This window comes from Pseudomonas sp. AF03-9, assembly GCF_020515815.1.
Taxonomy (GTDB): domain Bacteria; phylum Pseudomonadota; class Gammaproteobacteria; order Pseudomonadales; family Pseudomonadaceae; genus Aquipseudomonas.
In genome coordinates, this window is record NZ_JAHPJF010000022.1 from 57,116 (window position 1) to 83,710 (window position 26,595).

At 63.1% G+C, this 26,595-nt stretch carries 27 protein-coding genes and 1 pseudogene; 21 read left to right on the top strand and 7 right to left on the bottom strand.

Annotation, left to right across the window (positions count from 1 at the left end; translation table 11 throughout):
- The first annotated feature begins 22 nt into the window (after positions 1-22).
- The 11 genes from LIY36_RS23810 to LIY36_RS23860 all read left to right on the top strand — a co-directional run bounded on the left by LIY36_RS23810 (position 23) and on the right by LIY36_RS23860 (position 10,003).
- The gene (locus LIY36_RS23810) at positions 23-1,822 is read left to right on the top strand and encodes a DUF2341 domain-containing protein (RefSeq protein WP_226457391.1); all 1,800 of its coding nucleotides are present in this window, start codon (positions 23-25) and stop codon (positions 1,820-1,822) included.
- A gap of 11 nt (positions 1,823-1,833) precedes the next feature.
- Positions 1,834-2,259: an ExbD/TolR family protein gene (locus LIY36_RS23815; protein ID WP_065905942.1), complete on the top strand. Its 426-nt coding sequence runs from the start codon at positions 1,834-1,836 to the stop codon at positions 2,257-2,259.
- A gap of 3 nt (positions 2,260-2,262) precedes the next feature.
- Positions 2,263-2,967, top strand: coding sequence for an energy transducer TonB family protein (locus tag LIY36_RS23820; RefSeq protein ID WP_226457392.1), 705 nt, complete (start codon positions 2,263-2,265; stop codon positions 2,965-2,967).
- Positions 2,968-3,009: 42 nt separating this feature from the next.
- Positions 3,010-4,710 (top strand): putative porin, encoded by a 1,701-nt coding sequence (locus LIY36_RS23825; RefSeq protein WP_226457393.1) that lies wholly within the window; start codon positions 3,010-3,012, stop codon positions 4,708-4,710.
- 19 nt (positions 4,711-4,729) lie between these two features.
- Positions 4,730-5,356 carry a DNA repair protein gene (locus LIY36_RS23830; protein WP_226457394.1) on the top strand — a complete coding sequence of 209 codons (627 nt, stop codon included), beginning with the start codon at positions 4,730-4,732 and terminating at the stop codon, positions 5,354-5,356.
- Between the two features lie 20 nt (positions 5,357-5,376).
- On the top strand, positions 5,377-5,844 hold the full coding sequence (locus LIY36_RS23835; RefSeq protein WP_192301105.1) for a YbjN domain-containing protein: 468 nt from the start codon (positions 5,377-5,379) through the stop codon (positions 5,842-5,844).
- Positions 5,841-6,782: a peptidylprolyl isomerase gene (locus LIY36_RS23840; RefSeq protein WP_226457395.1), complete on the top strand. Its 942-nt coding sequence runs from the start codon at positions 5,841-5,843 to the stop codon at positions 6,780-6,782. The genes LIY36_RS23835 and LIY36_RS23840 overlap by 4 nt, the downstream gene beginning before the upstream one ends.
- A 51-nt stretch (positions 6,783-6,833) precedes the next feature.
- Positions 6,834-7,823 carry a LysR family transcriptional regulator gene (locus tag LIY36_RS23845; protein ID WP_226457396.1) on the top strand — a complete coding sequence of 330 codons (990 nt, stop codon included), beginning with the start codon at positions 6,834-6,836 and terminating at the stop codon, positions 7,821-7,823.
- A 93-nt stretch (positions 7,824-7,916) separates the two neighbouring features.
- Positions 7,917-8,471: a histidine phosphatase family protein gene (locus LIY36_RS23850; protein WP_226457397.1), complete on the top strand. Its 555-nt coding sequence runs from the start codon at positions 7,917-7,919 to the stop codon at positions 8,469-8,471.
- Between the two features lie 45 nt (positions 8,472-8,516).
- On the top strand, positions 8,517-9,272 hold the full coding sequence (cobF, locus tag LIY36_RS23855) for a precorrin-6A synthase (deacetylating) (protein ID WP_226457398.1): 756 nt from the start codon (positions 8,517-8,519) through the stop codon (positions 9,270-9,272).
- Between the two features lie 11 nt (positions 9,273-9,283).
- Positions 9,284-10,003, top strand: a complete 720-nt coding sequence (locus LIY36_RS23860) for an alpha/beta hydrolase (protein ID WP_192301100.1) — start codon at positions 9,284-9,286, stop codon at positions 10,001-10,003.
- 62 nt (positions 10,004-10,065) lie between these two features.
- On the opposite strand, the gene LIY36_RS23865 is transcribed toward LIY36_RS23860, so the two are convergent.
- The gene (locus LIY36_RS23865) at positions 10,066-10,620 is read right to left on the bottom strand and encodes a hypothetical protein (protein WP_226457399.1); all 555 of its coding nucleotides are present in this window, start codon (positions 10,618-10,620) and stop codon (positions 10,066-10,068) included.
- A 72-nt stretch (positions 10,621-10,692) separates the two neighbouring features.
- The gene (locus LIY36_RS23870) at positions 10,693-12,501 is read right to left on the bottom strand and encodes a monovalent cation:proton antiporter-2 (CPA2) family protein (RefSeq protein ID WP_226457400.1); all 1,809 of its coding nucleotides are present in this window, start codon (positions 12,499-12,501) and stop codon (positions 10,693-10,695) included.
- A 104-nt stretch (positions 12,502-12,605) separates the two neighbouring features.
- Between LIY36_RS23870 and LIY36_RS23875 the strand changes: the two are divergent.
- Positions 12,606-12,788 (top strand): annotated as a pseudogene (locus LIY36_RS23875) (XRE family transcriptional regulator); the annotation flags it as partial.
- Here the strand turns inward: LIY36_RS23875 and LIY36_RS23880 are convergent.
- Positions 12,782-13,675 (bottom strand): EamA family transporter, encoded by an 894-nt coding sequence (locus LIY36_RS23880; protein WP_226457401.1) that lies wholly within the window; start codon positions 13,673-13,675, stop codon positions 12,782-12,784. The pseudogene LIY36_RS23875 and the gene LIY36_RS23880 overlap by 7 nt on opposite strands.
- 103 nt (positions 13,676-13,778) lie before the next feature.
- Here LIY36_RS23880 and LIY36_RS23885 point away from each other — a divergent pair, with 103 nt between their 5' ends.
- From LIY36_RS23885 to LIY36_RS23895, 3 genes are all read left to right on the top strand, one after another.
- Positions 13,779-14,561 carry an AraC family transcriptional regulator gene (locus LIY36_RS23885; RefSeq protein WP_226457402.1) on the top strand — a complete coding sequence of 261 codons (783 nt, stop codon included), beginning with the start codon at positions 13,779-13,781 and terminating at the stop codon, positions 14,559-14,561.
- An 82-nt stretch (positions 14,562-14,643) separates the two neighbouring features.
- Positions 14,644-16,200: a DUF726 domain-containing protein gene (locus LIY36_RS23890; protein WP_226457403.1), complete on the top strand. Its 1,557-nt coding sequence runs from the start codon at positions 14,644-14,646 to the stop codon at positions 16,198-16,200.
- A 38-nt stretch (positions 16,201-16,238) separates the two neighbouring features.
- Positions 16,239-17,558 (top strand): Nramp family divalent metal transporter, encoded by a 1,320-nt coding sequence (locus tag LIY36_RS23895; RefSeq protein WP_192301094.1) that lies wholly within the window; start codon positions 16,239-16,241, stop codon positions 17,556-17,558.
- Position 17,559: 1 nt separating this feature from the next.
- On the opposite strand, the gene LIY36_RS23900 is transcribed toward LIY36_RS23895, so the two are convergent.
- A complete protein-coding gene (locus tag LIY36_RS23900) occupies positions 17,560-18,492 on the bottom strand; it encodes a LysR family transcriptional regulator (RefSeq protein WP_192301093.1) in 933 nt (310 codons plus the stop codon).
- Between the two features lie 117 nt (positions 18,493-18,609).
- On the opposite strand from LIY36_RS23900, the gene LIY36_RS23905 reads away from it, so the two are divergent.
- From LIY36_RS23905 to LIY36_RS23925, 5 genes are all read left to right on the top strand, one after another.
- Positions 18,610-19,098 carry a DMT family transporter gene (locus LIY36_RS23905; protein WP_192301092.1) on the top strand — a complete coding sequence of 163 codons (489 nt, stop codon included), beginning with the start codon at positions 18,610-18,612 and terminating at the stop codon, positions 19,096-19,098.
- A gap of 4 nt (positions 19,099-19,102) precedes the next feature.
- Complete coding sequence (locus LIY36_RS23910; RefSeq protein ID WP_226457404.1) at positions 19,103-19,558, top strand: DMT family transporter; 456 nt, start codon at positions 19,103-19,105, stop codon at positions 19,556-19,558.
- A gap of 360 nt (positions 19,559-19,918) precedes the next feature.
- Positions 19,919-20,683: an AraC family transcriptional regulator gene (locus LIY36_RS23915; protein ID WP_442962228.1), complete on the top strand. Its 765-nt coding sequence runs from the start codon at positions 19,919-19,921 to the stop codon at positions 20,681-20,683.
- Positions 20,684-20,771: 88 nt separating this feature from the next.
- Entirely contained in the window at positions 20,772-20,945 is a 174-nt protein-coding gene (locus LIY36_RS23920) for a DUF1427 family protein (protein WP_192301089.1), read from the top strand.
- A 30-nt stretch (positions 20,946-20,975) separates the two neighbouring features.
- On the top strand, positions 20,976-21,935 hold the full coding sequence (locus tag LIY36_RS23925; RefSeq protein WP_226457405.1) for a quinone oxidoreductase family protein: 960 nt from the start codon (positions 20,976-20,978) through the stop codon (positions 21,933-21,935).
- Between the two features lie 50 nt (positions 21,936-21,985).
- Here LIY36_RS23925 and LIY36_RS23930 read toward each other — a convergent pair whose 3' ends face one another.
- The 3 genes from LIY36_RS23930 to LIY36_RS23940 form a co-directional block, all read right to left on the bottom strand.
- The gene (locus LIY36_RS23930; protein WP_226457406.1) at positions 21,986-23,008 is read right to left on the bottom strand and encodes a purine-nucleoside phosphorylase; all 1,023 of its coding nucleotides are present in this window, start codon (positions 23,006-23,008) and stop codon (positions 21,986-21,988) included.
- A gap of 14 nt (positions 23,009-23,022) precedes the next feature.
- On the bottom strand, positions 23,023-23,970 hold the full coding sequence (locus LIY36_RS23935) for a nucleoside-specific channel-forming protein Tsx (protein ID WP_226457407.1): 948 nt from the start codon (positions 23,968-23,970) through the stop codon (positions 23,023-23,025).
- Between the two features lie 155 nt (positions 23,971-24,125).
- Positions 24,126-25,064 carry an AraC family transcriptional regulator gene (locus LIY36_RS23940; RefSeq protein WP_226457408.1) on the bottom strand — a complete coding sequence of 313 codons (939 nt, stop codon included), beginning with the start codon at positions 25,062-25,064 and terminating at the stop codon, positions 24,126-24,128.
- Between the two features lie 262 nt (positions 25,065-25,326).
- Here LIY36_RS23940 and LIY36_RS23945 point away from each other — a divergent pair, with 262 nt between their 5' ends.
- Positions 25,327-26,586, top strand: a complete 1,260-nt coding sequence (locus LIY36_RS23945; RefSeq protein WP_226457419.1) for an ABC transporter substrate-binding protein — start codon at positions 25,327-25,329, stop codon at positions 26,584-26,586.
- Positions 26,587-26,595: the final 9 nt, after the last annotated feature.

A 26,595-nucleotide genomic window follows, 5' to 3' on the forward strand; every position in this document is an offset into this window, starting at 1 on the left:
TTTTCTTCCGGAGACTCCACCCATGCAACGCCTATTCCTGAGCCTGTTGATCTGCCTGGGCCTCGCGCTCCCGGCCACTGCCCATGCCTGGTGGCAAGACGATTGGCACTACCGCAAACAGATTTCCGTGGACACCACCGCCCAAGGCGCCGCGATCAGCCAGGCCCTGGGCCGCACCGCGCTGCTGGTGCGCCTGCACACCGGCAACTTCACCTTTGACGGGGTGAAGGACGACGGCGCCGACCTGCGCTTTGTCAGCGCCGATGACAAGACCGTGCTCAACCACCAGATCGAGAGCTTCGACCCGCTGATGGGCATGGCCCTGATCTGGGTCGATGTGCCCAAGGTTGAAGGCGGCCAGCGCCAGGACCTGTGGATGTACTACGGCAACCAGAAAGCTGCGGCTACCAGCAACGGCCAACTGGCGTTCGACCCCAACTACACCGCGCTCTACCACTTCGACGATGCCAACGGCACCCCGGCCCGTGACACCACGGCCTATGCCAACACCGCGCTGAACGCCACCGGCGCGAGCATCGATGGCGTGATCGGCCGCGCCTTGCAGTTCGGCGGCCAGCCGCTTCTGTTGCCGGCCAGCCCGTCGCTGCAACACGCCGCCGGCGCGGCGTTCACTTTCAGCGCCTGGTTGCGCCTGGATCAGGCCAGCGGCGAGCAAATCGTCTTCGCCCGTCGCGAGGGTGCGCACAGCCTGTTGCTGGGCTTGAACCAGGGCACGCCGTTTGTGGACATCGACGGCCAGCGCGCCGTGTCGAGCCAAGCGCTGAACCCCGGCCAATGGCAGCACCTGGCGTTCACCGCCGAGGGTGAAAAAGTCGCGTTGTATGTCAATGGCCGCGAAACCGCGACCCTGGCCGTGGCCGTGCCTGCGTTCAACTCGCCACTGGCGATTGGTGGCGACCTGCCGGACGCCGCCAGCACTCACCAGCCGTTTGCCGGGGCCATCGACGAGCTGCGCCTGTCCAAGGTCGCACGCCCGGCCACGTTGCTGCTGGCCGACGCCAGCGCCCAGGGCGCCGAGTCGAAACTGGTGGCGTACGGCGTCGATGAAGAACAGTCCGGTTTTGGTTTCGGCAGCCTGGGCTTTTTGCTCAACGCCGTGCCGGTGGACGCCTGGGTGATCATCCTGGTGCTGGTGGCGATGATGTTCCAGTCGTGGGTCATCATGCTGCGCAAGAACCGCCAGGTCAGCCGTCTCAGCGCGGCCAACGAAGTGTTCCGCGAGCACTTCGCGCAGATCGGCACGCGTCTGGAGATGTATGCCGACGACGCGCAGTTGGCCGAGCGTCTGCAGCATTCCTCGCTGTGGCGCCTGTACCTGGTGGCGGTCAAGGAAATCCGTACGCGCCGCGCCCAGGGCGCTGACACCTCGTCAGTCTCGGCGGCGACCATCGAAGCGATCCGCTGCTCCATGGACGGTGTGCGTACCCGCGAAAACCAGGCGCTCAGCGCCAAGCTCTCGACCCTGTCCAACGCCATCGCCGGCGGCCCGTACATCGGCCTGCTCGGCACCGTGCTGGGGATCATGGTGGTGTTCCTCGGCACGGCCATGGCCGGTGACGTGAACATCAACGCGATTGCGCCGGGGATGGCGGCCGCCTTGCTGGCCACGGCCATGGGCCTGTTCGTCGCGATCCCGGCGCTGTTTGGCTACAACCGCCTGATCACACGCAACAAGGAAGTCAGCGCCGATATGCGGGTGTTCGTCGACGAGTTCATCACCCGCCTGGCGGAGATGCACGGCGAAAGCCAGTCCAGTGAAGCCGCGCATCGCCGCGAGCAGCACGCCGCCGTACCGGCCTGAGGAGTATCAGCATGGCTTCCGTAAACGCCTCCCACGACGATGACGACGATGCCGCCGTCGACAGTATCAACATCACGCCCCTGGTGGACGTGCTGATGGTGGTGCTGGTGATGTTTATCCTCACCGCCACCGCCCAGGTCTCGGGGATCCAGATCCACTTGCCCAAGGCCAGCGCCTCGGTGTCGCTGTCGGAGGCCAAGACCAAGGCCATCTCCGTCAACGACGGCGGCCAGGTGTTCCTCGACGCCTACCCGGTGACCCTCGGCGAGCTGGAAGAGCGCCTGCGCATTGAGAAAGCGCTGAACCCGGATTTCCCGGTGATCGTGCGCGGTGACGCCTTGGTGCAATACCAGAAGGTGATCGAGGTGCTCGACTTGCTGCGACGGCTGGAGCTGTCCCAGGTCGGGCTGGTCACCGGCAAACCGAGCCAGGGCTGAGCCATGACCGCACAGATCCCGATGCCGCCGTTGCCGGTGAAAAACAAGCCGCCGCTGCGCCCGCTGAAGTGGGGCGCAGGCCTCTTGCTGGGCGCGGTTGCGGCCTGGTTTTTGTGGCAGTGGGCCAATGACATGAGCGGCGTGCGCCGTGAAGCGCCAAAGATCCCGACGATTATTCCGTTGCCGCCACCGCCACCACCGCCGCCGGAAAAACCCAAGGAGCCCGAGCCCCAGGTCGAAGAAAAAATCCCCGAGCCGGTGCCGACGCCTGAGCCGCAAGAGGTCAAGCCAGCGGACGAAGCACCACCGTCGCCGGCCGATGATCTGGCCAACCCGATGCAGATCGACGGTGATGCGCAGTCGGGTAATGACGGCTTCAACATCGGCGCCGGCAAGGGCGGCGGCATGGCCGGTTCCGGTGGCGGCGGCCTGGGTGCGGGGACCTACAAGCAGTACCTGGCCGGTGTGTTCCAGCGCTTGCTGCGCGATGACCCGCAGTTGCGCAATCGCGCCTATGCAGTGCAGGCCGATTTGTGGCTGCGCGGTGACGGGCAGGTCACGCGGGCCGAGCTGGTCAAGTCCAGCGGTGATGCCGAGATCGATGCACAGGTGCTGGTGGCGTTGCGTGCCTCCCACGTGCCGCAACGTGTTCCGGACGCAGTGAAGATGCCGGTACGCCTGTCCTTCAAGGGCCGGCGGCCGGATTGATCGAACCCCTTTTCTACGGTTTTTTACAGGAGTTGCGTACACATGATTTCCCCCGTGAATCGACTGACCCTGGCGGTTGGCATGGTCATCGCGACCCTGGTCGGCCAGGCGACGGCAGCCCCGGTCGCCCCCTCGGAAAACGTCACCGTCAACCTGATCCGCCTGTTGGTGCAGCAGGGGGTATTGACTCAGGACACGGCCAACGGGCTGATCGCCCAGGCTGAAAGAGAAGCCCAGCAGGCGCGCCAGGCCAACGCCGCGCCGGTGGTGGCCGCCGGTCCCGCCGCCGCGCCGGGGGACGTGCGTGTGCAGTACGTGCCGCAAGCGGTGCGCGATCAGATCCGCGATCAGGTCAAGGCCGAAGTCATGGCCACTGCCAAGCAGGAAAACTGGGCACAGCCCAACACGTTCCCGGACTGGGTCTCGCGCATCAGCTTTGACGGCGACATCCGCCTGCGTGACGAGTCGCGTTACTTCTCCGGCAACAACAGCAACCAGATCGTCGACTACGCCAAACTCAATGACACCGGCCCGTATGACGTGAACAAGGACTCCAACACCAAGTTCCCGCCGCTGCTCAACACCACCAAGGACCGCGAGAACCTGTTCCGCCTGCGCGCACGCCTGGGCATGAAGGCGGTGCTGTCACCGGAGTGGACCGCCGGTATCCGCATCGGCACCGGTTCCGACAACAACCCGGTGTCGACCACCCAGACCCTCGGCGGCGGCTTTGGCAAGAAGGACATCTGGCTCGACCAGGGCTACCTGACCTGGAAGGCCAGCGACTCCATGGCGCTGACCGCCGGGCGTATCGGCAACCCGTTTTACTCCACCGACATGATGTATTCCAACGACCTCAACTTTGACGGCGTGGCGGCGATCTTCAACCACAAGCTCAACAGCGAGTGGGGCTTGTTCGGCACCGTGGGGGCGTTCCCGGTGGAATACACCGCGGATGCCGCCAGCAGCAACGGCATCGACAAGGAGGACAGCGAGACCAAGTGGCTGTTCGGCGCGCAGATCGGTGCGGACTGGAAGATCAACCGCAGCAACAGCCTCAAGCTGGCGGGCGCCTACTACCAGTTCCAGGACATCGAAGGGCAGCGCTCCAGCCCGTGCACGCCGTGGGCCGGTGCCGCCGGTTGCGACACCGACGGCACGCGCGTGGCCTTTATGCAGAAGGGCAACAGCGTGTTCCTGCTGCGCGACATCACGCCCAACCCGGCCGACCCGGCGAAGACGCCGAACCCGCAGTACGTGGGGCTGGCGTCCAAGTTCAATGTGCTCGACCTCAATGCGGTGTGGGACAGCGAGCTGCCGAGCGACTTCAAGCTGCGCAGCCAGGCCAACTTCATCCACAACCTGGCCTACGACAAGGGCGAGATGCTCAAGCGCGGCGAAGGCCAGATCGTCAACAACATCAACAGCAACGGCCAGTTTGAAAGTGGCGGCAATGCGCTGATGGTCTCGTTCACCCTCGGCAGTGCACTGGAGATGCGCAAGCGTGGCGACTGGAACGTGTTGGCCGGCTACAAGTACATCCAGCCGGATGCCTTGCCCGACGGCTTCAACGATTCCTCGTTTCACCTGGGCGGCACCAACGCCAAGGGTTACTTCATTGGCGCCAACTACGGGCTGGAAAAGAACGTCTACGCCAGTGCGCGTTGGTTGAGTGCTTCCGAGGTGTATGGCGCGCCGTTCGAAGTCGATGTGATGCAACTGGAACTCAACACGCGCTTCTGAGGCGCACAGGAGATGCCACATGAACACGCGAATCTGCGGGCTGCTGTTGTTGTTCATCGCCAGCGGCGCTTGCGCCGAAGGCATGGAAGAGCGCCTGCGTACTCAACTGCGCAGCACCACCCAGCAGTTGCAGGCGCTGCAAAGCGAACAGGCCCAGGCCAGTGCCGCGCGCATCGCCGCCGAAGCCCAGGCCAAGCAGGCCCAGGCGCAAATCAAGCAATTGACCGCCGAGCTGGAAAAGACCCGTGGCGTGGCCGAACAGATGGCCGGCCAGCAACAGAGCCTGCACAACCAGGCGCAAGCCCAGGTGGCGGCGAGCAACGAGCAGATCGGCAAATTCAAGAAGGCCTATGAGGAACTGCTGGTGCTCGCCAAGGGCAAGGAGGCCGAACGCGCCCGCTTGCAGGCGCAATTGAGCGAACGTGACACACAAGTGCAGCAATGTTCAGTCAAGAATCAACAGATGTACGGGGTGGCCCAGCAGTTGCTGGCGGCCTACGAAAAGATCGATGTGGCTGAGGTGATGAGCATCCGCCAGCCCTTCGCCAGCAGCGCGCGGGTCAAGTTCGAGGAACTGGCCCAAGGTTTTGGCGACGATCTGTACAAGAGCCGTTTCGATGCGCCCCAGGCAACCGCCAATCATTGATAGACAGGGAAGAGATCAGCATGAGCGAATTGATTGATAGCGTGACCATCCAGAGTCTCACCGAGCTGTTGCAGGACGCCGGTTACCGGGTCAACCCGAGCGAACAGAACGGTATCGTGCAACTGCTCAGCGCCAGCCAGGGCATCGGCTTTGCCGTGCGCTTCGGCAACCCGGCGGCGGAGCAGGGCAGTTATGTGGACTTCACCTACAGCTGCGCGCTGCGCATCCAGGGCCAATTGCCGCAAGGCCTGGCCGAGGTGTGGAACGCCTCGCGGCGCTTTGCGCGGTTGTCGGTGCAAGGTGAATTTTTGCTGATGGAAATGGATGTGGTAGTGGCCGGTGTGGGCGTCACGCATTTGCGCAGCCAGCTGGAACTGTGGGACCGCCTGTTGCAGGAGTTCATCGTCTACCTGCGTGAGTACAGCCAGCAGGCGGCGCAGTTGCAGGCCGCCGCGCAGGTGGTGGGCGAAGAGGCGGGCGTATTGTGAAAAAGCCAACCCTGATGGTCGGCGCCGGTGCGCTGGCCCTGCTGGTGGTGGCTGTGGGCTTGAGCTTGCGGCCGGGCAGCGACCCGGTGGCGGCGCAACACCCGGCGCCGGTAGCCGCGACGCCGGCGAGCGGCCCGGCGGTGGCGCGCCTGGGCAACCAGCAGATCGACCTGGCGGAAATGAAAAGCGTGCTGGCGAGCCTGCCGGCCGAGTCCCGCGAGCAATTGCGCGGCAACCGTGGCGCGCTGGAGACGTGGCTGCGCTCGCGCCTGGCGCAAAAAGCCGTGCTTGAACAGGCCGACGCCCAGGGCTGGCGCCAGCGCCCGGAGGTGGAGCAGCAGACCCGTGCCGCCGCCGAGCAGATTGTGTTTCGCGACTACATGCTGTCGGTCAGCCAGGTGCCTGCCGACTATCCCAGTGCGGCTGAGTTGCAACAGGCCTACGACGCCGGCAAGGCACAGTGGGTGACGCCGCCGCTGTATCGGGTGAGTCAGATTTTCCTCGCGGTGAACGACCCGCAGTCCGCCGACGCGGTCCGCCGCCAGGCCCAGGAACTGAGTCGCAGGGCCCAGGCCGCGCCGGCAGATTTCGCCGCGCTGGCCACGCAATATTCCCAGGACCCGAACACCGCCCAGCGCGGCGGCGATTCGGGCATGCAGCCGTTGCAGCAGTTGGTGCCCCAGGTACGCGAGGCGGTGGCGCGGCTCAAGGTCGGCGCGGTGTCGGAGGTGGTGCAGAGCCCGGCCGGGTTCCATGTGCTCAAGCTCACCGGCCAGCAACCGGCGCGCACCGCGACCCTGGACGAACTGCGTGAACGGCTCACCGAAGCCTTGCGCAGCCAACGCCAGGAGCAGATCGCCAAGGCGTACCTGGAAGGCATGCTCAACACCGCGACCTTGAGCATTGATGGCGCCGAGTTGAACAAGGTGTTGGAGTAACGCGCGACCACCCGCATTGGATGCACAGACCAACAAGACAGGGAGTCTCCCATGGCATTTCTAGAACCGTCCGGCGTCCAATCGCCCGCCCCCTGGCGCGCCGTGAATGAGCCACACCGCACTTGGCAGGCCTTGGCCGGCGAGATCGACCCGGAGGTGGCGCGCTACTTCCTGGTGAGTGCGCGCTGCGGTTGTTTCATGCAGGCGGCGCGCAGCCTGAATATCAAATCGACGTTGTTGCGCAAACGCCTGGCGCAGCTCGAAGAACAGGTGCGGCATGCGCTGTTCACGTATCAGGGCAACGGCTTGGTGCTCAGTCGTGATGGCCAGCAATTGCAGGCACAACTGGTCGCCCTGGCCCATGAACGGCGCCTGCCGGTGGTGGAGCAGCCGCTGATCCGCCTGGCCGTGGCCGAACCGATCCTGCACGACATCCTCGGCCGCGACCTGATTGCCTTGCTGCGCCGTAATGCCAGCGTGCGCCTGGAGATCATCTCTATCGACAGCCAGCTGTCGCTGCAAGCGGTGGATGTGGACGTGGTGCTGTGGTTGTCCGACGCCGACGGCCCGGCGTGCGGCCCGAGTTTCCCCACTGAACCGCCGCAGTCCCTGGCGCGCCTGCATTACCTGCCGCACATCGCCAAGCGCTACTCACGCCTGACCACGCGCCCGGACAGCGTCGACGACCTCGACGACTACATGTTGGTGCAGTGGCAGCCCGACGTGCAGGTCGAGGCCTTGCACCCCTGGAACCACGTGGTGGAACAACGCCGCGCCGCCGTGGTGCAAGTGCAGGCCTACTCGCTGATGCTGGAAATGATCCGCTGCGGCGCGTGCATCGGCTTGCTGCCGCACTACATGGGCAGCTTCGACCGAGGGCTGGTGGCGTTGCCGGGGTTGCTGGACGACAGCATGCAGCGCCAGGTATGGCTGGCGGTGAACGCCCAGGTGCGGGATGCGCAGGCGGTGCAGGTGATTGTGGAGTTGATCGTGAGCACGTTCGAGGGGCGGCGCGAGTGGTTTGCCCTCGGGACTGCTTGAGCGACTGGCATTGGGGTAAGCCCGTTCAAGGGCGTTGCGCTTGAGGGATAAGTGCGCGAGGCTTGCCGACCTGTCTCTGTCGGAGCGAAGCCCGTGCAAGCCACCCGTTTGACCCTGATCTGTCATGCCGTCACGCCCCTGCAAAAACGCGGGCGCTTCTGCGCTGACGAAGCGGTGGCGATGGATTGGCAAGGCGCGGCGCTGTCGCTGGCCGCGCGTTACAAGCCCAGCCGCCGCCTGCTGTGCGGGCCGGAAGCACGCACTCGGCAGACCGCGGGTTTGTTCGGCAGCGATGCGCTGCTTGAAGAGGCCTTGCGCGATGGCGATTTCGGCCAGTGGAAAGGCCAGGACATCAGCCAGCTGGCGATCGATGAGTTGAACGCGTGGCTGGCCGACAGCGCCAGTGCGCCCCACGGTGGCGAATCGGTGGATCAGGTCTGTGCACGGGTCGCGCAGTGGATGCAGGCCCTTGAAGCGCACCCCGGCCATATCGTCGCCGTCACCCACCCCTTGGTGATTCGCGCGGCGATGCTCTACGCCCTGCAGCTTCCGGTGGCGATGTTCTACCGGATCGACGTCGAGCCGCTGTCCAGCACGGAGCTGCGCTTCAATACGGTCTGGCGCCTGCGCCTGGAAACTCACGCCTGAACCGCCGAACATGGCAAAATCCACGCCCCGCAATGAGAGCAACCCATGAAACGCATCCTGATCATCGGCATTGGCGCCGGCAACCCTGACTACATCACGATGCAGGCCGTGAAGGCGCTCAATCGCACCGACGTGTTTTTCCTGATGGACAAGGGCCAGAGCAAAGACAAGTTGATCGACCTGCGCCGCGAGATCTGCGAGACCTACATCACCGAGCCCGGCTACCGCTTTGTCGAGGCCGATTGCCCCGAACGCGTGCGCGGTGAAGTCGACTACACCACCGCCGTGCAGGATCTGAACCTCGACAAGCAGCAAACCTTTGAGCGCATGATCAACGAGGAAATGGCCGACGGAGAAGTCGGTGCCTTCCTGGCCTGGGGCGACCCGGCGCTGTACGACAGCACCATCCGCATCCTGCAAGCGATCCTGGCCAGCGGGCGCAGTGAGTTTGAATTCGAAGTGATCCCCGGCATCACCAGCGTGCAGGCCCTGGCGGCGCAACACAAAGTGCCGCTGAACCGTATTGGCCGCTCCATCGAGATCACTACCGGGCGCCGGTTGGCGGCAGGGCAGGCGAGTGATGCGGACACCTTGGTGGTGATGCTCGATGCGCAAGACTCCTACCGCACCGTGGCCGATCAGGACCTGGACATTTACTGGGGGGCCTACCTGGGCACGCCGGATGAGATCCTGATCAGCGGCAAAGTCGCTGAAGTCGCCGAAGAAATCGAGCGGGTGCGCAAGGCGGCACGCCTGGCCAATGGCTGGATCATGGACACTTATCTGTTGCGCAAACCCTGAGGTATCGCCCCATGCTCAAGCTGTTTGCCCTCGCGCTGACCCTGGTGGCCGGCGCCGTTCATGCCGACGATACGCTACACACCGATTTACCGCTGGCGTACCTGGAACAGACCCAGGCTGATGCGCGTAATGCGCCGCTGGTGATTTTCCTGCATGGGTTTGGCAGCAACGAAGAGGACCTGTTTGGCCTCAAGGACGCACTGCCATCCACTTGGACCTACCTGTCGGCACGGGCGCCGATGCCGGTGGATGCGCGTGGCTATCGCTGGTTTGCGAAGAAACCCGGGGATGGCGATTACGACGGCGAGACCGCCGATTTGCAACGCAGCGCCAGGTTGATCGAAGACTTTGTGACCCAGGCCACCGCCAAGTACCACACCCGCAGCGATCGGGTGTTTCTGGTGGGGTTCAGCCAGGGTGCAATCATGTCCTACGAGGTGGGGTTGCGTAAGCCGACGTTGGTGCGTGGGATTGCAGCGTTGAGTGGCAGTGTGTTGCCAGTGCTCAAGGCTGAGCTCAAGCCGGATGCGGCATTGAGCGGGCTGGCGATCTTCATTGGCCACGGCACGCTGGACCAGGCGCTGGCGTATGCGTCGGCGACGAGGGCGAATGAGGCGTTGGTGGGGGTGGGGTTGAAGCCGGAGTTTCATGGGTATATGGGCATGCCGCATACCATCAGCGAGGCTGAAGTGCAGGATTTGAAGGCCTGGCTGGAAAAAAGCTTGAAGTGAGCACGGTCAAAAAATGTGGGGCGGGGCCCCACATTTGGTTTGGTGTTGCTAGGCGGGTCGGGTTATTTGCCGCCCGTGATCTGCTTCACCAGCTCGGCATGGCCCTTGGCGTCATCGCCTCGCGAAATCGCCTGGATCACCAGCATGTGGTTGCCCGATCCCCCCAGGAATGTGCTGTTCAGCGTCTTGCCACCGCCCTGTGTCGCGGTGCTGTCCACCTGGCGCAGGCCCAGGCCCTTGAAGGTCAGTTTTTTCTCGCTCTGTTTCTTGAAGTCCGGCAGGGCAGTGCTCTGATCCTTGACGAAGCCGGCCACTGCACCGTCGAGGAACTGTGCGTCGTTATCCTCGACGTTCACCCCGTCGGTCCGTACCGTTTCGGCGACGATCACCACACTTTTCGCGGTCTGGTTGGCGTATAGCGTGCCTTGAGTGGCGGCGCTGGCATCTTCGGCCTTGCTGACCGGCAGGGTGTCGGCCGCGTAGGCCTTGGGCAGGTTGAAGGTGAACTTGCCACCCAGGGTGGAGATGGTCTGCGTGGTCGGCTTGCTGGCGGCGAACACGCTGCCGGCGGCAAGCGCGAGGGCCAGCAGGGCGGCGGTCTTGGTGAAAGTGGCCATGAAGCGCTCCAGGGGTGAACGAAATTGCGGCACATTCTGTCAGAAAAATCGCAATCTCGTTCGCCCTGGGCCTTACACCTTGTCGGACTCTTCTTCGAGCCGGTCCATCTCAAACAATCGCGCCAGTTCCGCCCGGGCTTCCTGGGCGGTCTGCATGACCTTGGCCGCGTCGTCGTACACCGCGTGCTGCGCGGCCAGTACTTGCAGGTCGTGGTTCTTGAAGCGGGTGATGCGCGCATCCGCCTGGGCCTGGGTCAAGCCGAGGCCGACCAGGGTGCGGCGGCTCATTTCCAGGCTGGAGTAGAAGGTCTCGCGCACTGGTGAGGCGTCGAGGTCCACCAGGCGGTGCACGTGCTGGCGGTTACGCGCACGGGCGATGATCTTCATGTGCGGGTAGAGGTTGCGTACCAGTTCGGCGGTCTTGATGTTGATTTCCGGGTCGTCCATGGCGATCACGAAGAACTCCGCCTGGTCGACCTTGGCTGCGTGCAGGATCTCGGGGCGTTGCGGGTCGCCGTAGAACACCGGCATGCCGCCGAAGCTGCGGGTCAGCTCGATGGTTTCCACCGAGGTGTCGAGGGCAATGAACGAGATGTTTTGCGCGCGCAGGATCCGCGCGACGATCTGGCCCATCCGCCCCATGCCGGCGATCACCACGCGAGGCGCATCGCTCTCGATGGTGCGGTATTCCTCGGGCACTTCCACCGGCTTGACCTTGGGCTTGAACAGCTTCGGGCAGACCAACAGCAGCAACGGGGTGACCGCCATCGAGAGGGTGATGGTCAGCACCAGTACATCGTAGAGATGAGGTTCGAACAGGCCCTGGTCGCGACCGATCTTGAACACCACGAAGGCAAATTCACCGCCTGCCGCCAACACCACGCCCAGGCGCAGGGCGCTTTCGCGGTTGAGGTCGCCCACCAGGCGGCCGACGGCGTAGAGCAGGGGTAATTTCAGGCCGATCAGCAGCAGGGTCAGGCCGATCACCAGCAGTGGGCTGCTGAGCAGCAAGCTGAGGTTGGCGCCCATGCCCACGCTGATAAAGAACAGCCCCAGCAGCAGGCCCTTGAACGGCTCGATCTGGGATTCGAGTTCGTGACGGTATTCCGAATCCGCCAGCAGCAGCCCGGCGAGGAAGGCGCCGAGGGCCATCGACACGCCCACCAGTTCCATCAACCATGCGGTGCCGATGACCACCAGCAGGGCGGTGGCGGTGGACACTTCGCGCAGGCCGGTCTTGGCCACCACGCGAAACACCGGCCGCAACAGGTAGCGCCCGCCGATGATCACCACGGCGATACTGCCGAGGATCTGCAACACATGCTGCAAGCCCTGGGCCTCTGTGGTCGGATGATCGCTGCCGGCCAGCAACGGCACCATGGCGATCAACGGGATGGCTGCGATGTCCTGGAACAGCAGAATGGCAAAGGCCAGGCGCCCATGGGGCTGGTTCAGCTCCTTGCGTTCGGCCAGGCTTTGCAGGCCGAAGGCGGTGGACGACAACGCCAGGCCCAGGCCCAGCACGATCGCGCTGTTCCACGACTGGCCAAACAGCCACAAGGCTACAGCGCCCATCACCAGGCCGGTGAGCAACACCTGGGCCAGGCCGACGCCGAACACCGCCTTGCGCATCACCCACAGACGCTTGGGCGACAGTTCCAGGCCGATGATGAACAGCAGCAATACCACGCCCAACTCGGAAAATTGCGCGACGCTTTGCGGGTTACCCACCAACCCGAGGACTGACGGACCGATGATCACGCCAGCGAACAGGTAGCCCAGCACCGCGCCCAATTGCAGGCGCTTGGCCAGGGGCACGGTCAATACGGCGGCGAGCAGGAACACCACCGCTGCTTGTAACAGGTTGCCTTCATGGGGCATTGGGAACTCCAGGATCTTTAGAGCGAATCAACAGGAGCGTATTAGAGCGCTTTTTACATTTCGAGAATTGTGTTTTTGCGGTGAGTGATGCATGTGGCGTGTCCTTGAGCCAGGAGAGCCTGGCCAAACTATTGAATATCAATCAGGCGGCGGTCTCCAAGATGGAGCGCCGCACCGACATGTACATCAGTACATTGCGAGACTACATCCGTGCGATGGGCGGCGACTTGGAGATTATCGCGACGTTTCCAGACGGCCAGGTCAAGATCGATAACTTTGCCTATTGAAGGCTACCCGGCCCTGTGCCGGGTTTGCGTTTCACCGGCCAGCGATACAACCCCACCCCCAACCCCACCAGAATGACAGCCATCGAAACCAGCTCCAGCCAGGAAACCCGCTCCCCAATGATCAGCATCGAACTGGCGATCCCAAACACCGGGATCAGCAGCGACAGCGGTGCCACCGTCGATACCGGGTACGCCTTGAGCAATGAGTTCCAGCCCCAGTAGGCAAAGTGCGTGGCCAGGTAGACCTGGAACAGGATCGAGCCGATGGCCGTGGCGTCCAGGTGGGCGGGCAGGCTTTCGAACGCAGCGTTGCCGTGCATCCACCAGGCCATCAGGAACAGCGGGATCGGTGGAAACAGGCTGGCCCAGACCATGAACGCGAAGATTTCCTTCACCCCTGAGCGTTTGATGATCACGTTGCCCACGCTCCACGCCAGTGCGCTGAGTACGATCAGCATGACCCCCAGCACCGCGTGGCTACCCTCCTGGGTGACGACAATGCCCGCCAGGCCGAGCAAGGTCAGCCCGGCGCCGACCAGTTGTGCGTCACGCAGGGTTTCGTTGAACAGCACCACGCCCCAGCCGAGGGTGAAGAACACGCTGAGCTGGATGATCAGCGAAGCGATGCCGGGGCTCACGCCTATCTGGATGCCGTAGTTGATCACGCCCCACATGCCCAAGCCGAAAATCACCCCGTAAGCCGCTACATAGGCGAAGTGCACGGCGGGGCGTCGGATGAAGAACACCAGCGGCAAGGCGGCGAGGGCGAAGCGGATGCCGGTGAGTACGAAGGGGTCGATACCGCGCAGGCCAAGCTTGGTAATAGGAAAGTTCAAACCCCAGACCAGAGTGACGAGGATGGCAAGTGCCAGGTGTTTCTTGAGCATGGTCGTTCCCTTGAGCTGGCAGGCGTGTCCAAAGGCAACGATGGTAGGCGGCGTTCGTATGGCCCGCTTGCTATGCCAGGTCATGTTTTGACAAAATCGGGCCATGATCCCGACCTTCACCCACGATGACCCCGAAGCCGTAGTGACGCTGCACGAATATGCCTCGGGCACCGTGTTTGCGCGCCACGCCCACAGCCGTGGCCAGTTCGCCTATGCGTCCACGGGGGCGATGAAGATGTTTACCGACCTTGGCAATTGGGTGGTGCCGCCGCAGCGGGCGATCTGGGTGCCCGGCGGCGTGCCCCATGAAATGCACATGCGTGGCGATGTGGTCATGCTCAACACCTATCTCTCTGACGCCGCTGCCCGGCGCGCAGGTTTGCAGGGGCATTGCCAGGTGTTCGAGGTGTCGCCGCTGCTGCGCCATTTGCTGGAGGCGGCACTGGCGATTGACCCGGCGGCGGGGCCCAGTGTCAGGCAGCATTGCGTGCTGACGTTGCTGGTGGATGAAATCGGTGCCATGCCAGAACTGCCCCTCAGCGCGCCGCTGCCGTTAGAGCCTCGGCTCGCCCGCGCCTGCCAGCGCTTCCTGGACGCGCCCACGCAGACCATCGCCCTCGACACCATGGCCGAATGGTCAAGTATGAGCCGGCGCACCTTTACCCGTCAGTTCCTTGAACACACTGGCATGACCTTCGTGGCCTGGCGCCAGCAGGTGTGCCTGCTGGAAGCCACTGCGCGGCTCAGCCACGGTGCCTCGATTACCGACGTGGCGCTGGCATTGGGCTTCAGCAGCTCCAGCGCATTTACCTCGGTGTTCCGGCGCAACGTGGGGGAGGCGCCGGCGCGCTACCTGGCCAAATCAAGGGCGGCGGCGTTGTTCTGATCGTTCATCGGTCAGGATTCACCGTTGCGCCGGCCACGCTTTGTTACTATCGCCGTCCATCGTCACCAGGAGTCACCGGCCCATGCAGCACCAGTGGGATGAAATGCACCGCACCCGCAAGCCCACCTTTGTGTTGTGTGGCGAGCCCCAGGGGGATGTGCTCAATCTCTACGTTCACGGTTATTCGGCGTTCTTCAACCGTCAGCAACTGGGTAATTTCAAGGCGCAACTGGCGAGTATCGAAGGCTCGACCAATGTGATGCTGTTCTGGCCGGCCGGGCATTTTCTGGAAAACCTGTTCGCGCCGTTCAAGGAGGTGATCGCTGCGATGCTCGGCGGCGGTGGCCTGGGCGCCGCTACCGTGGGGGTGGGCAAGGCGATTGCGTATTTTCTCGACCATTACAAAAGTGTTGAGGCGCGTGTCGACGAAGTCGCCCAGACCCTGTTGCCTGAACTGGCCAACTTTCTGCACGCCGAGGCCCTGCCGGTGCGGCGCATCAACCTGATCGGGCATTCCCTCGGCGCGCGGATTCTGGTCAAAAGCCTGTTGGCCAGCCCTGAGGTGGCTCGCGAACTGCCGTTGAATCACTTGCTGCTGATGGGCGGGGCGATCTGTACGTCGAGCCCATGGGATCAAGTCTCGGCGCCGCTGCAGGGCCGGCTGATCAACTGTCATTCCAGCAAGGATTGGGCACTGGCGATCAAGCCGGACAACGAGCGCTGCATCGGTCGTTATGCCATCCCGCTCACGCCCGCCCTCAAGCCCAAGGTCACCAATGTGCACCTGGCAACTTTCGATCACGCCGCCTACTGGCCGCAGCTTAAAACGGTGGTGCAATACACCGACCTGTTGCAGGAACGGCGCGGCATGATCCGCGCCGACCAGCGCAGCAGCGAGGTGCGCTTTGCCGAAGAGGACGCCGAACTGTTCCCGGCACTGGTGCAGGCGCGGCCGGATGAGTTGAAGTTCCTTGCCGAACTGATGGCGCAAAAACGCAGCGCGTCGATTGATGCCAGCGTGCGCGAGCCGCTGAAACTGGCCATCGAGCTGCAACGCATGGGCGGCGACAGCTTTATGAACCTGGCCCGTGGCCATGGCGTGGGGTATCGACAGATCGCCGAGGATGTCGCGCAACGGCTGGGGATCAAGTTTGATCAGCCGGTTGCAACCGTGGCGTTGGCGGACATCGAGTCACAGGTCGCGCAGCAGCTCATCGAACAATACAAGGGCAAACTCAACAGCGCTGACCGGCAAGCCTTCGACGCCGAACTCAAGGCCGCGGCGCAAAAAGAGCAGGGCTTGTTCAATCGTTTCGACATGGGCCGCTCGGCGACCACGGCGTTGAGTGGCACGGCGCTGGCCGGGCTCACCGGTTTCATCCTGCGGCGCGGTGCGGCCACGGCGATTCCGCTGGTGGGCCAGGCGTTGGCGGCCGCGATGTTGCTGGTGAGCGGGGTGCGTGCATTTTCCGGCCCGGCCTATTCGATTACCACCTTGGCGGTGCTGGTGGTCGGCGTGATCCGTCAGCGCATGGAGCGCGAGGCGCTGAACCAGGAAATGGACCTGGTGGTGCAAGTCGTGGAAGCGTTTGACCTGCCCAGGGACACGGTAATGCGCACGGTCGCGTCCGACTGCTAAGCTGCGCGCCTGTCTAGTGTGTTTGCCTGGGATACCGTGTGAAATTCAGCCTGCCGAAAATTGCCACCGCCCCGTTCTGCCCGCCGGAAGTGGCCGGCTCCGTTGCCGTCGACCCCAAGGCTTCGTTCTTCAAGCGCATGCTGATGTTCGCCGGCCCCGGCCTGTTGATCTCCATCGGCTATATGGACCCCGGCAACTGGGCCACGGCCATCGAGGCCGGTTCACGTTACGGCTACAGCCTGTTGTTCGTGGTGCTGCTGGCCAGCCTGGCGGGGATGGCGGTGCAGTGCTTGTGCTCGCGGCTGGGCATCGCCACTGGCAAGGACCTCGCGCAACTGTGCCGCGAGCGCTACAGCCGGCGCTCCGCCCGCACCCAGTGGGCGCTGGCGGAAATCTCCATCATTGCCACCGACCTGGCCGAAGTGCTCGGCTGCGCCCTGGCGTTTCACTTGCTGCTGGGGGTGTCGCTGACCACCGGCATTGTCATCACCGCCTTCGATACGCTGCTGATCCTGGCCCTGCAGAACCGAGGCTTCCGGCGCCTGGAAGCGATCATGCTGGCGCTGGTGGCGACCATCGGCGTGTGTTTCTTTATCGAACTGGTGCTGATCAAACCGTATTGGCCGGATGTGTTCAGCGGTTTTACGCCGTCACTCTCGGCGATCAGCGACGCTGCGCCGTTGTACCTGGCCATCGGTATTCTCGGCGCGACGGTCATGCCGCATAACCTCTACCTGCACACCTCGATCGTGCAGACCCGTCTGATCGGCAAGGACCTCGCCAGCAAACAGGACGCGGTCAAACTGGCGCGCATCGACACCATCGGCTCGCTGGCCCTGGCCTTGCTGGTCAATGCCGCGATCCTGACCCTCGCCGCCGCCGCGTTCTACAAGAGTGGCCACACCGATGTGGTCGAGATCCAGGACGCCTACCATCTGCTCGACCCACTGGTGGGCGGCGCGTTTGCCAGCATTCTGTTCGGCATCGCCTTGCTGGCGTCGGGGCAAAGCTCGACGTTCACCGGCACCATTGCCGGGCAGGTGATCATGGAGGGTTACCTCAACCTGCGCATTCCCTGCTGGCAACGCCGCCTGATCACCCGCGGCCTGGCGCTGATCCCGGCGTTCCTCGGCGTGTGGCTGATGGGCGATGCGGCCATCGGCAAGCTGTTGATCCTCAGCCAGGTGGTGCTCAGCCTGCAATTGCCGTTTGCGTTGTTCCCGCTGATCCGCATGACCGGAGACAAGCAGCTAATGGGGCCGTTTGTGAACCGGCTGCCGACGCGGGTGTTGGCGTGGTTTCTGTTTACCGTGATCAGCGGGGCGAATGCGTGGTTGATTGGGCAGTGGCTGTTTTAAATCATCGATCCCAATACGGCACGGTCCCAAAACACTCCACAAAGTAATCAATCACCGTGCGCACCTTCAGCGACAACCGCCGGCTCCCCGGCCATAGTGCGGCGATCTGCTGCGGCTCCAGTGTGGTCGCCACTTCGTATTCGCTCAGCACCGCCTGCAAGGTGCCGGCGCGCAAGCCTTCGCCGATCAGCCAGGAGGGGAACACGACCAGCCCAAGGCCTTGTTCGGCGGCGTGGGTGAGAGTGTCGGCGTGGTTGCCGGTGATCGGGCCCTTGACGCTGTAGGGCGTCCAGTCGCTGCCGGCGCGGCGGAAGAACCAGCGTTGTTGGCCGGTGATGCCTTTGTAGGCCAGGCATTGGTGGTGGACGAGTTCGTCGGGGTGCTGCGGTGTGCCGTGTCGGGCCAGGTAGGCGGGGCTGGCGGCGATGCGAAAGCGCTGCGGGGCGAAGATGCGCGCCTGCATGCCTGAGTTGTTGAGCACGCCGATGCGAAACAGCAGGTCGGTGCCGTCTTGCAGCGGGTCGACGTAGGTGTCGGTCTGCTGGATGTCCAGTTGCAGCTTGGGATAGCGTCGGCACAGTTCGCCGAGCCACGGTGACAGGTGGCGCTGGCCGAACACCATCGGTGCGTTGATACGTACCAGGCCGCTGGGTTCGCTCTCCTGTTCCTGCAGGGCCTGGCCGGCGGTTTCCAGTTGTTCCAGCAACAGTCGCGCATGATGCCCGAGCAGGCGCCCGGCCTCGGTCGGGCTGACCGCTCGGGTGTGGCGGTAAAGTAACTGCTGGCCCAGGGCGTGCTCCATCAGCTGGATCTGCCGGGAAATGGAGGAGGGTGCCAGGCTTTCCCGGCGGGCCACTTCGGAAAAGCTGCCGTGGTCGAGCACCGCGACGAACAGGCGCAGCGCCTTGAAACTCAATTCATTCAAACCCTGCATCATGACTCCGTGCTGTGCGTTTTGCGCAAAGGTGTTGTCGGCATGCTCCCATTTATTGCATAGCACGGCCACCGGATAATGCGCGCCATGGTTCCTTTCTTGAAGCGCAGGTGATGTATGCAGGCAAGTTCTATCGAGGGTGTGGCGTCGGCCCGTCCGAAACATAACCTTCTGCGGCTGTTGTTGCTGCCGTTGGTGATCCTGGCGGGCATGGGCCTGTCGGTGGAGGCAGGCTTGCTCGGGCCGCTGGGCCAGCAAGTCGGGCATTTGTGGGCGACGTTGAGCATCTTTGGCGTTGGTTCGGCGATCTTGTACGTGCTCTTGTTGTTCAGCGGCCCGCAAAAGGGCCCGGCGCTGGCCGACCTGCCGCGCTGGCAATTGATCGGCGGGTTCCTCGGGCCGATGTACGTGGTGGTGTTGACCCTGGCTACGCCGCATATCGGCATCGCGATGACCATGGTCGCGATTTTGTCCGGGCAGGTCGGCAAGAGCGTGCTGATCGACCATTTCGGTTGGTTCGGCACCGCGCGCAAGCGGGTCAACGGCGAGCGCTGGATAGCCCTGGCGTTGATTGTGGTGGCACTTGTTCTGATTGCACGAGGGTAAGGCGATGAATCTGATTCTATTGTTGGTATTGGTCATTGCCGCCGGTGCGGTATTGAGTGTGCAGGCCGCGATCAACGGGCGCCTGGGCCAGACGGTCGGCGTGTTGCGCAGCAGCTTGCTGACCTTTGCCGTCGGTGCGCTCAGTACGGCGCTGCTGATTTTCTTCTTCGAGCCCGCCCAGGCCGTCAGCTTGCTGGACGTGCCGAAATGGCAACTGACCGGCGCCTTGTTCGGCGTGGTGTACATGTTGGTGATGGTCGGCGCGGTGCCTGTGGTCGGCACCGCCGTGGCGACGGTGGCCGTGATCGTCGGTCAATTGGGCATGGGCATGTTGATCGACAACTTCGGCTGGCTGGGCAACCCGGCGATTGAGTTATCGGGGAGCCGAATTGTGGCGATGGCCTGTCTGGCACTGGCATTGGTGTTCATGTATCGCAGCAATACTCGCCAGGCCGACTGATGTGGTCAAAGAAATGTGGGAGCAACTGTTGAGCTTTAGCGAGGCTGAGAAGGCGGTGGCATTGCTGGTAGAGGTGTTGGCTGAACCACCGCTTTCGCGGGCAAGCCCGCTCCCACAGGTGATTGGTGTTGATGGATAGTGAGTGTTCGGCTAGAGATCGCCCAGGCACTGCCAATCCCCTGTGGGAGCTGTCGAGCTTTAGCGAGGCTGCGAAGGCGGCGGCACTGCTGGTAGAGAGGTTGCGCCGCAACCATAGAATCTCCCACACCCACACAAACCCGTTCCCACATCGGAAAATAGCTCGGATTGTCGAGCGTCGCTGATTACCATGAGCACTCACTCCTGACTGATGTGCTCCCCATGGCCCTGGCCGCACCCCCCGACCTCAGTGATCATGCCGTTCCCGTGCAGCCCCTGGCACGCACCTATCCGCGTGGGTTGTATGTGGAGCCCCATAGCCATGACTGGGGTCAATTGCTCTACGCCATGAGCGGCGTGATGTGGGTCGAAACCCCGCGCGAAGCCCTGGTGGTGCCGCCCCAGCGTGCTGTCTGGTTGCCGCCGGGGGTGGAGCATGGGATTCGCGTGGTGTCGGACTTGCAGATGCGCAATATCTACCTGCGCCCCGCATTGGCAGCGACGCTGGACAGCCAGGTGCAGGTGATCGAGGTCGGCGGGCTGCTGCGCGAACTGATCGTGACCTTGGTGGACGAGGGCGACAGTGGTGATGCCGGCTACTACGACGCGGTGGTGCGTCTGGCGTTGCTGGAATTGCAACGGGCGCGGCGCTCGCCAATCCGCATCGCCATGCCGATGGACGCCGACCGTCGTCTAAGCAATGCGTGCCAGGCGGTGATGGTCGCACCATCCCTGGACATCTCCTTCGAACAACACGCCGCAGCCGCCGGGGCCAGCGTGCGTACCTTGTCGCGGTTGTTCCAAAGCCACCTGGGCATGGGCTTCGCCGAATGGCGTCGCCAGGTGCAACTGGCCACGGCGGTCGCGGAGTTGATCCAGGGCCAATCGGTGAGCAGTATCGCGCGCGCTCTGGGTTACTCGCCAAGCAGTTTCAGCGACATGTTCCGCCGCGCACTCGGTGTGGCGCCGTCGCACTACGTTGGCTGAGGAATTGGCCGAAATCCTGAAGCACTTGGCCGATGCGTGAGGAGGGCGGGCTCTAGACTGAGCCCATCAACCTACAAGGCGCCACCCCATGAACTACCTCATTTCTCTCGCCATCGGCCTGTTTGTCGGCGTGATCTACGGCGCCTTGGACTTCCGCTCGCCCGCGCCGCCGGCCATCGCCCTGGTGGGTTTGATGGGCATGTTGCTCGGCGAAAAGCTCTGGCCCCTGGGTCGGCAGCTGGTCAGCGGTTGGTGGTCCTGATTTCCCTTTTCCCTGCGATGGATATTGGTCATGAAAGCACTGCAATTTTCCGCTACCGGCGACCTCAACGCCCTGCGCTTCGTCGACGTCGCCACCCCGGTGCCGGGCGCCGATGAAGTGCTGGTGCAGATCAAGGCGGCAGGCTTGAACCCCAGCGATGTGAAAAACCTGCTTGGGCGTTTCCCTTACACCACGTTGCCGCGCATTCCCGGACGTGACTTCGCTGGCGTTGTCGTCGAAGGTCCGCAGGCGTTGCTTGGCCAGGAAGTCTGGGGCACCGGTCGCGACCTCGGTTTTTTTGCCGACGGTTCTCATGCCGAATACCTGAAGGTGGCGGCCAACGGCGTGGCCCGCAAGCCCAGCCATCTGAGCTTCGCCCAAGCCGCCAGCCTTGGTGTTCCCTACACTACCGCCTGGGATGCCCTGGAGCGCAGCGGTGTGGGCAAAGGCACGCGCTTGCTGGTGATTGGTGCCAATGGCGCCGTCGGCGGTGCGGCCTTGGCCCTGGCGAAAATCCGTGGCGCCCAGGTGCTGGCGGCGGTACGGCGCCCGGAGCAGGTTGAGGCATTGCAAGGGCAGGGGGTAGACACGATTGCCCTGGGGCAGCCGGAGGACTTGGGTGCACAGGTCAACCGCGTGTTCACCGGCGGTGCCGATGTGATCTTCGACACCACTGGCTTCTGGCTGCCGGCGGCCGTGGCCGGCCTGGCGCCGTTCGGTCGTATCGCGATCATCGCCGCGCCGCTGGACGGTCATGTGCAACTGCCAGCCCTGGCCTTGTACCGCAAGGGCGGGTCGGTGGTGGGGATCAATTCGTTGCTCTACAACTGCGAGCAATGCGCGCGGATGCTGGAGCAGTTCGGGCGGTTTTTTGATGAGGGGTCGCTGCCGCTGCCGACGGGGTTGCGGGAAGTGGCGTTGGCCGATGGTTTGGTGAGCTATGAGGAAGTGAACAGCGGCAGTGCAGACAAGATCATCTTCTTGCCTTAATGCCATTCAAATGAGGGAGGGGCGAGCCCCCTCCCACAGCTTGATCCCTATCAGGCCTCGGGAACGCCGTTTTCCCACGCCGACCAGTTCTTGAGGATCGCCTGTACCAGCGGGTTACCCGTGCGATACAGGTTCTCCAGCGCCGGCACGAACCCACCCTGGTCCGCGTACTTCAGCAGGTTGTCCACTTCGCTGTAGCCCGGATAAGGCCGGTCGAAGTCCGACCCCGCTCGTACCACCGCCAAGCGTTGAATATCCACTAACCCTTCGCGGCTGGCGCGCAGCAGTGCTTCATAGGTGGAGTTGTCCTCCTGCTGGGTGGTGCAGTACTCGCCTTTGTTGTCGGTGAGCAGCTTGGTCCAGACTTCGGCGCGTTCACTCAGGCGTGTGCCGGAGAACCAGGTATTGCCCGCCAGGGTGTCGCAGCGCGTGACCTGCGGCGGTTGATTGGCCGGGGCGGCCGGGTAGTGTTTGCGCCAGGCAGCGGATTCCTTGCTTTCGCTCAACTTAACCTGGTGCGACAGGGCAAACGCCTTGGCCTGCAACTTGGGGTTGAGCTCAAACACTTCGGTCTTGTAGTCCAGCGGCGGCTTTTCGTTCGGGCCTTTGGTGTTGATGCCGATGTAACCGGTCGGCCAATCCTTTGGCGCGTCCCGCGAGTCCAGTTCCCACTGCGTGCCGAACTCCACCAGATAGTGAGCCCAGGCCGCAGTGCCGATGGTGCCATGCTTGGGGCTGATGCCGGCGATCCCGGCGATCAGGAAGTAGCTCTGGCGCAAGTCGAACTTGGGCGACAAGGCCAGCGCCAGGGTCGACGCGGCGGCATTGGTCTGGCCCATGCCGGTCACCAGCAGGCAGACGTCCTGGGTGTTGCAGCGGATTACCGGGTATTCGGCAGAAAGGCCCGGTACGCGGACTTCCTGCTTGAGTTCCAGGCGATCGATCCAGGTCTGCGCCTCGGGGGCGAACATGGTGATCAGCATCACCTTGGGCTTGATGGGCGCATCCGCCAACACCACAGGGGATAGCAGGGCCAGGCCGACGGCCAGCGAGAGACGGGTAAACAGTTTCATCCAAAGCTCCTTGATCAGAATTGATAACCGACGCCGGCGTAGTAACCCCAGCCGTCCGAACGGGCGCGGAAGTTGCCTTCGCCAAAATTCAACTCGCTGCCGTCCTCCCAGTTGCCGCCGTTGTGAAAGTAGCGACCGACCAGGGTGAAGCGCAGGTGGGTGAACGAGTACAGCAGCACGTTGGTTGCCACCAGGGAATTGGCGGTGCGCGCCGGGTTGTCCTTGTGCAGGTCCGAGCCGAAATCGTAGTTGGTAAAGCCGATGTAGGTCAGCGAGGCACCGTTGTCGAAGCTGCTGATGGGCACGATGTATTTCATTTGCGCACGGTAGCCGTCCCACGAGTATTCATTGCTGGCACCATAGTTTTCCCACTGATAACGCCCGTAGAAATTCGCCGACAGGTTGACCCGCGAGTGAGTCTCGATGTCGGTGCCCAGGCCGCTGTACAGCGTGTTGGCGCGGTTGGCCTGGTTGCTGCCGTGGTCGTAGATCCAGTCGAACGCTACATACCATTCCTTGAACGGCCCGATGGCCAGGCTGCGGCCCGCCAGGTAGTCGATGGAGATGCGCGGCTCGTGCTCCATGAACACTGGCGAGCCATGGTCCCACGCGCCTTTGTCATTGCTGTTACCGATGCCGAGGATCTTGGGCACGTCGATGTAGCCATACAGCTCGAACGGCCCCTTGCGGCCGAAGTACTCGTATTCCAGGTAGATGTCGTCGGACGGCTTGGGGCCGAAGCTGATGTCTTTGCTGCCGATAAGTGTCAGGTCCTGATTGAACCAGTCTGACAGGTAAGCGCCTTTTTTCGTCGGGCTGGCTTCCGGGCTCAGGGTTTCGCCCTGTGCTGAGTCATCGACAGGGTTTTCCTGCGCCAAAATGGGTGCGCTGAGTACTCCCGTAACGACAGCCAGTAGCAGGGAAACACCAAGGGCGCAGGGGTGCCTTGAAGTGGAATGCATTGAAAATCCCTATTCGTACGCGGTTTGAACCCAATTCTTCGGGTCGTGGTGAACTTGGCTGGCAAGTTCGTCCCGCAAACGTTTGCACAGGCTGTACCAACTTTGTCTATTGGCTTGAATAAGCAGGGAAAAAGCGTGATTAATCGACCTTTTGGTCAGAATTGACTGGGTGTCATTGTGTCGAGGCGATTGAACAGATGCATCGCGGTTTCCCGGCGGTATTCGCTCGGCGTCTGCTGCATCTCGATGCGAAAGTGCCGGTTGAAATTGGACAGATTGGCGTAGCCCACTTCAAAGCAGATTGCCGCCACCGACATCTCGCTTTGCAGCAACAACCGGCAGGCGCGTTGCACGCGGAACTTGCGTATCAGGTCGATAAAACCGTGGCCGGTGTTGCGCTTGAAGAAGCGCGAGAAGCCCGGCTCGCTCATCTCCAGTTGCGCGGCGATCTCCGACAGGCGCACGTCACCTGTGAGTTCGCGCATCAGGTAATCGAAGGCCTTGTTGATGCGCTCGGCGCTGCGTGCATCCAGGGTCGGCGCGTAGCACGGGCTGGCCAGTGCCTGGACGTGCTGCGCCGGGGCGTGCTTGAGGGTGTCGAGCAGTTGCAGGAACAGGATCAGCCGCTGCAGGCCCTGGGCGCGGCCGATGTCTTCCATCAAGGCTGCCGCACGCAGCGCGGTGTCGCCGTGAAATTGCAGGCCGCGTCGGGCGTGCTCGAACAGCGGCTGCAAGTCGCCGAGTTCCGGTAGGGTCTTGCGCAGGGCGAGGAGCGCGGTGCCGTCGAACTGCAGCACCACATCGCGACCGCGCAGGTGTTCGCCGGGGGCCAGTTCGCCAATCCAGTCGTGGGGCAGGTCGGGGCCGATCAGGGCGACATGGCCGGCGCTGAATGCACCGATATAGTCGCCCGCAACCAACTTGCCGCTGCCCTGGCGGATCAGGTGGATTTCAAATTCGGGGTGATGGTTCCAGCGCGCCAGGTCATAGGGGTAGTCGTGTTCGAACCAGCGAAAGCAGTGGTCCGGTTCGGGCAGGATCACTTCACGTTCGGCGGGGCGGTGCTCGAACAGCTGGGCGCGGCTGGCAGGCATGGCGGGGCTTCTTATGATTCTTGGAATCGCTCCAAAATACGCGCCTCGAGCGTGGCCGCGCTACCCCTGTTTTTGCCCGGGACTGATACTTTTTTAACCCGCGAGTGACGGTTAAAAAAGTACCACTCGCGCGTCCGCCATGGGTTTGTGGGGGCTTGGCCAAGCTGCTGTAATCGGCCCTCAACAACAAAAACAACAGGTGGAAACCGCCATGCTCAAGCTTACGCAAGCATTGTTCCTGCTGTCCGGCCTGGCCTCGGCCATGGCCAGTCACGCCGCCGATACCGTGACCATCGCCACGGTCAACAACAGCGACATGATCCGCATGCAGCGTCTGTCCAAGGTGTTCGAAGCGCAGCACCCGGACATCAAGCTCAATTGGGTAGTGCTCGAAGAAAACGTGCTGCGCCAGCGCCTTACCACCGATATTGCGACCCAGGGCGGGCAGTTCGATGTGCTGACCATCGGCACCTACGAAACCCCGCTGTGGGGCGCCAAACACTGGCTGGAACCGCTGACCGGGCTGCCGGCCGGCTATGACGCCGACGACATCTTCCCCTCGGTGCGCCAGGGCCTGTCGGTCAACAACACCCTCTACGCCTTGCCGTTCTACGGCGAAAGCACCGTCACCTACTACCGTACCGACCTGTTCGAGCAGGCTGGCCTGAGCATGCCCGCGCATCCGACCTGGACCCAGCTTGGCGAATTCGCCGCCAAGCTCACTGCCAAGGACAAGGATCAGTACGGCCTGTGCCTGCGCGGCAAGGCCGGTTGGGGCGAGAACATCGCGCTGCTGAGCACCATGGCCAATGCCTTCGGCGCGCGCTGGTTCGATGAGCAGTGGAAGCCCGAACTGACCAGCCCCGAGTGGACCGCGGCGGCCAATTTCTACGTCAACAACCTCAAGCAATACGGCCCGCCGGGGGTGTCCAGCAACGGTTTCAACGAAACCCTGGCACTGTTCAACAGCGGCAAATGCGCGATCTGGGTCGACGCCAGCGTCGCCGGCTCCTTCACCACCGACAAGAGCCAAAGCAAGGTCGCCGACCGCACAGGCTTCGCCGCCGCGCCGACCGAAGTCACCGACAAGGGCTCCTCGTGGCTGTACGCCTGGTCCCTGGCGATCCCGGCCACTTCCAAGCACAAGGACGCGGCGAAAGCGTTTATCACCTGGGCCACCTCCAAGGACTACGTCCAATTGGTCGCCGATAAAGAAGGCATCACCAACGTCCCGCCAGGCACCCGCCAGTCCACCTACAACGACGCCTACTTGAAGGCCGCGCCGTTCGCCCAGGTGACCCTGGAAATGATGAAGCATGCCGACCCCGCGCACCCGTCGGCCAAGCCGGTGCCGTACGTGGGCATCCAATACGTGACCATCCCCGAGTTCCAGGCCATCGGCACCTCGGTCGGCAAGCTGTTCTCGGCGGCGCTGACCGGCGGCATGTCGGTGGACCAGGCGCTGCTTCAGGCCCAGTCCACCACCGAACGCGAGATGAAACGTGCGGGTTATCCGAAATGACTTTGACAG

Coding starts and splice junctions, on each gene's coding strand:
- LIY36_RS23915 (WP_442962228.1), top strand. CDS start 19,919: ATGGCCCTGGCCGCACCCCCCGACCTCAGTGATCATGCCGTTCCCGTG.
- LIY36_RS23925 (WP_226457405.1), top strand. CDS start 20,976: ATGAAAGCACTGCAATTTTCCGCTACCGGCGACCTCAACGCCCTGCGC.
- LIY36_RS23940 (WP_226457408.1), bottom strand. CDS start 25,064: ATGCCTGCCAGCCGCGCCCAGCTGTTCGAGCACCGCCCCGCCGAACGT.
- LIY36_RS23900 (WP_192301093.1), bottom strand. CDS start 18,492: ATGCAGGGTTTGAATGAATTGAGTTTCAAGGCGCTGCGCCTGTTCGTC.
- LIY36_RS23865 (WP_226457399.1), bottom strand. CDS start 10,620: ATGGCCACTTTCACCAAGACCGCCGCCCTGCTGGCCCTCGCGCTTGCC.
- LIY36_RS23885 (WP_226457402.1), top strand. CDS start 13,779: ATGATCCCGACCTTCACCCACGATGACCCCGAAGCCGTAGTGACGCTG.
- LIY36_RS23820 (WP_226457392.1), top strand. CDS start 2,263: ATGACCGCACAGATCCCGATGCCGCCGTTGCCGGTGAAAAACAAGCCG.
- LIY36_RS23810 (WP_226457391.1), top strand. CDS start 23: ATGCAACGCCTATTCCTGAGCCTGTTGATCTGCCTGGGCCTCGCGCTC.
- LIY36_RS23935 (WP_226457407.1), bottom strand. CDS start 23,970: ATGCATTCCACTTCAAGGCACCCCTGCGCCCTTGGTGTTTCCCTGCTA.
- LIY36_RS23945 (WP_226457419.1), top strand. CDS start 25,327: ATGGCCAGTCACGCCGCCGATACCGTGACCATCGCCACGGTCAACAAC.
- LIY36_RS23880 (WP_226457401.1), bottom strand. CDS start 13,675: ATGCTCAAGAAACACCTGGCACTTGCCATCCTCGTCACTCTGGTCTGG.
- LIY36_RS23905 (WP_192301092.1), top strand. CDS start 18,610: ATGCAGGCAAGTTCTATCGAGGGTGTGGCGTCGGCCCGTCCGAAACAT.
- LIY36_RS23830 (WP_226457394.1), top strand. CDS start 4,730: ATGAACACGCGAATCTGCGGGCTGCTGTTGTTGTTCATCGCCAGCGGC.
- LIY36_RS23920 (WP_192301089.1), top strand. CDS start 20,772: ATGAACTACCTCATTTCTCTCGCCATCGGCCTGTTTGTCGGCGTGATC.
- LIY36_RS23860 (WP_192301100.1), top strand. CDS start 9,284: ATGCTCAAGCTGTTTGCCCTCGCGCTGACCCTGGTGGCCGGCGCCGTT.
- cobF (WP_226457398.1), top strand. CDS start 8,517: ATGAAACGCATCCTGATCATCGGCATTGGCGCCGGCAACCCTGACTAC.
- LIY36_RS23845 (WP_226457396.1), top strand. CDS start 6,834: ATGGCATTTCTAGAACCGTCCGGCGTCCAATCGCCCGCCCCCTGGCGC.
- LIY36_RS23870 (WP_226457400.1), bottom strand. CDS start 12,501: ATGCCCCATGAAGGCAACCTGTTACAAGCAGCGGTGGTGTTCCTGCTC.
- LIY36_RS23890 (WP_226457403.1), top strand. CDS start 14,644: ATGCAGCACCAGTGGGATGAAATGCACCGCACCCGCAAGCCCACCTTT.
- LIY36_RS23835 (WP_192301105.1), top strand. CDS start 5,377: ATGAGCGAATTGATTGATAGCGTGACCATCCAGAGTCTCACCGAGCTG.
- LIY36_RS23910 (WP_226457404.1), top strand. CDS start 19,103: ATGAATCTGATTCTATTGTTGGTATTGGTCATTGCCGCCGGTGCGGTA.
- LIY36_RS23815 (WP_065905942.1), top strand. CDS start 1,834: ATGGCTTCCGTAAACGCCTCCCACGACGATGACGACGATGCCGCCGTC.
- LIY36_RS23825 (WP_226457393.1), top strand. CDS start 3,010: ATGATTTCCCCCGTGAATCGACTGACCCTGGCGGTTGGCATGGTCATC.
- LIY36_RS23930 (WP_226457406.1), bottom strand. CDS start 23,008: ATGAAACTGTTTACCCGTCTCTCGCTGGCCGTCGGCCTGGCCCTGCTA.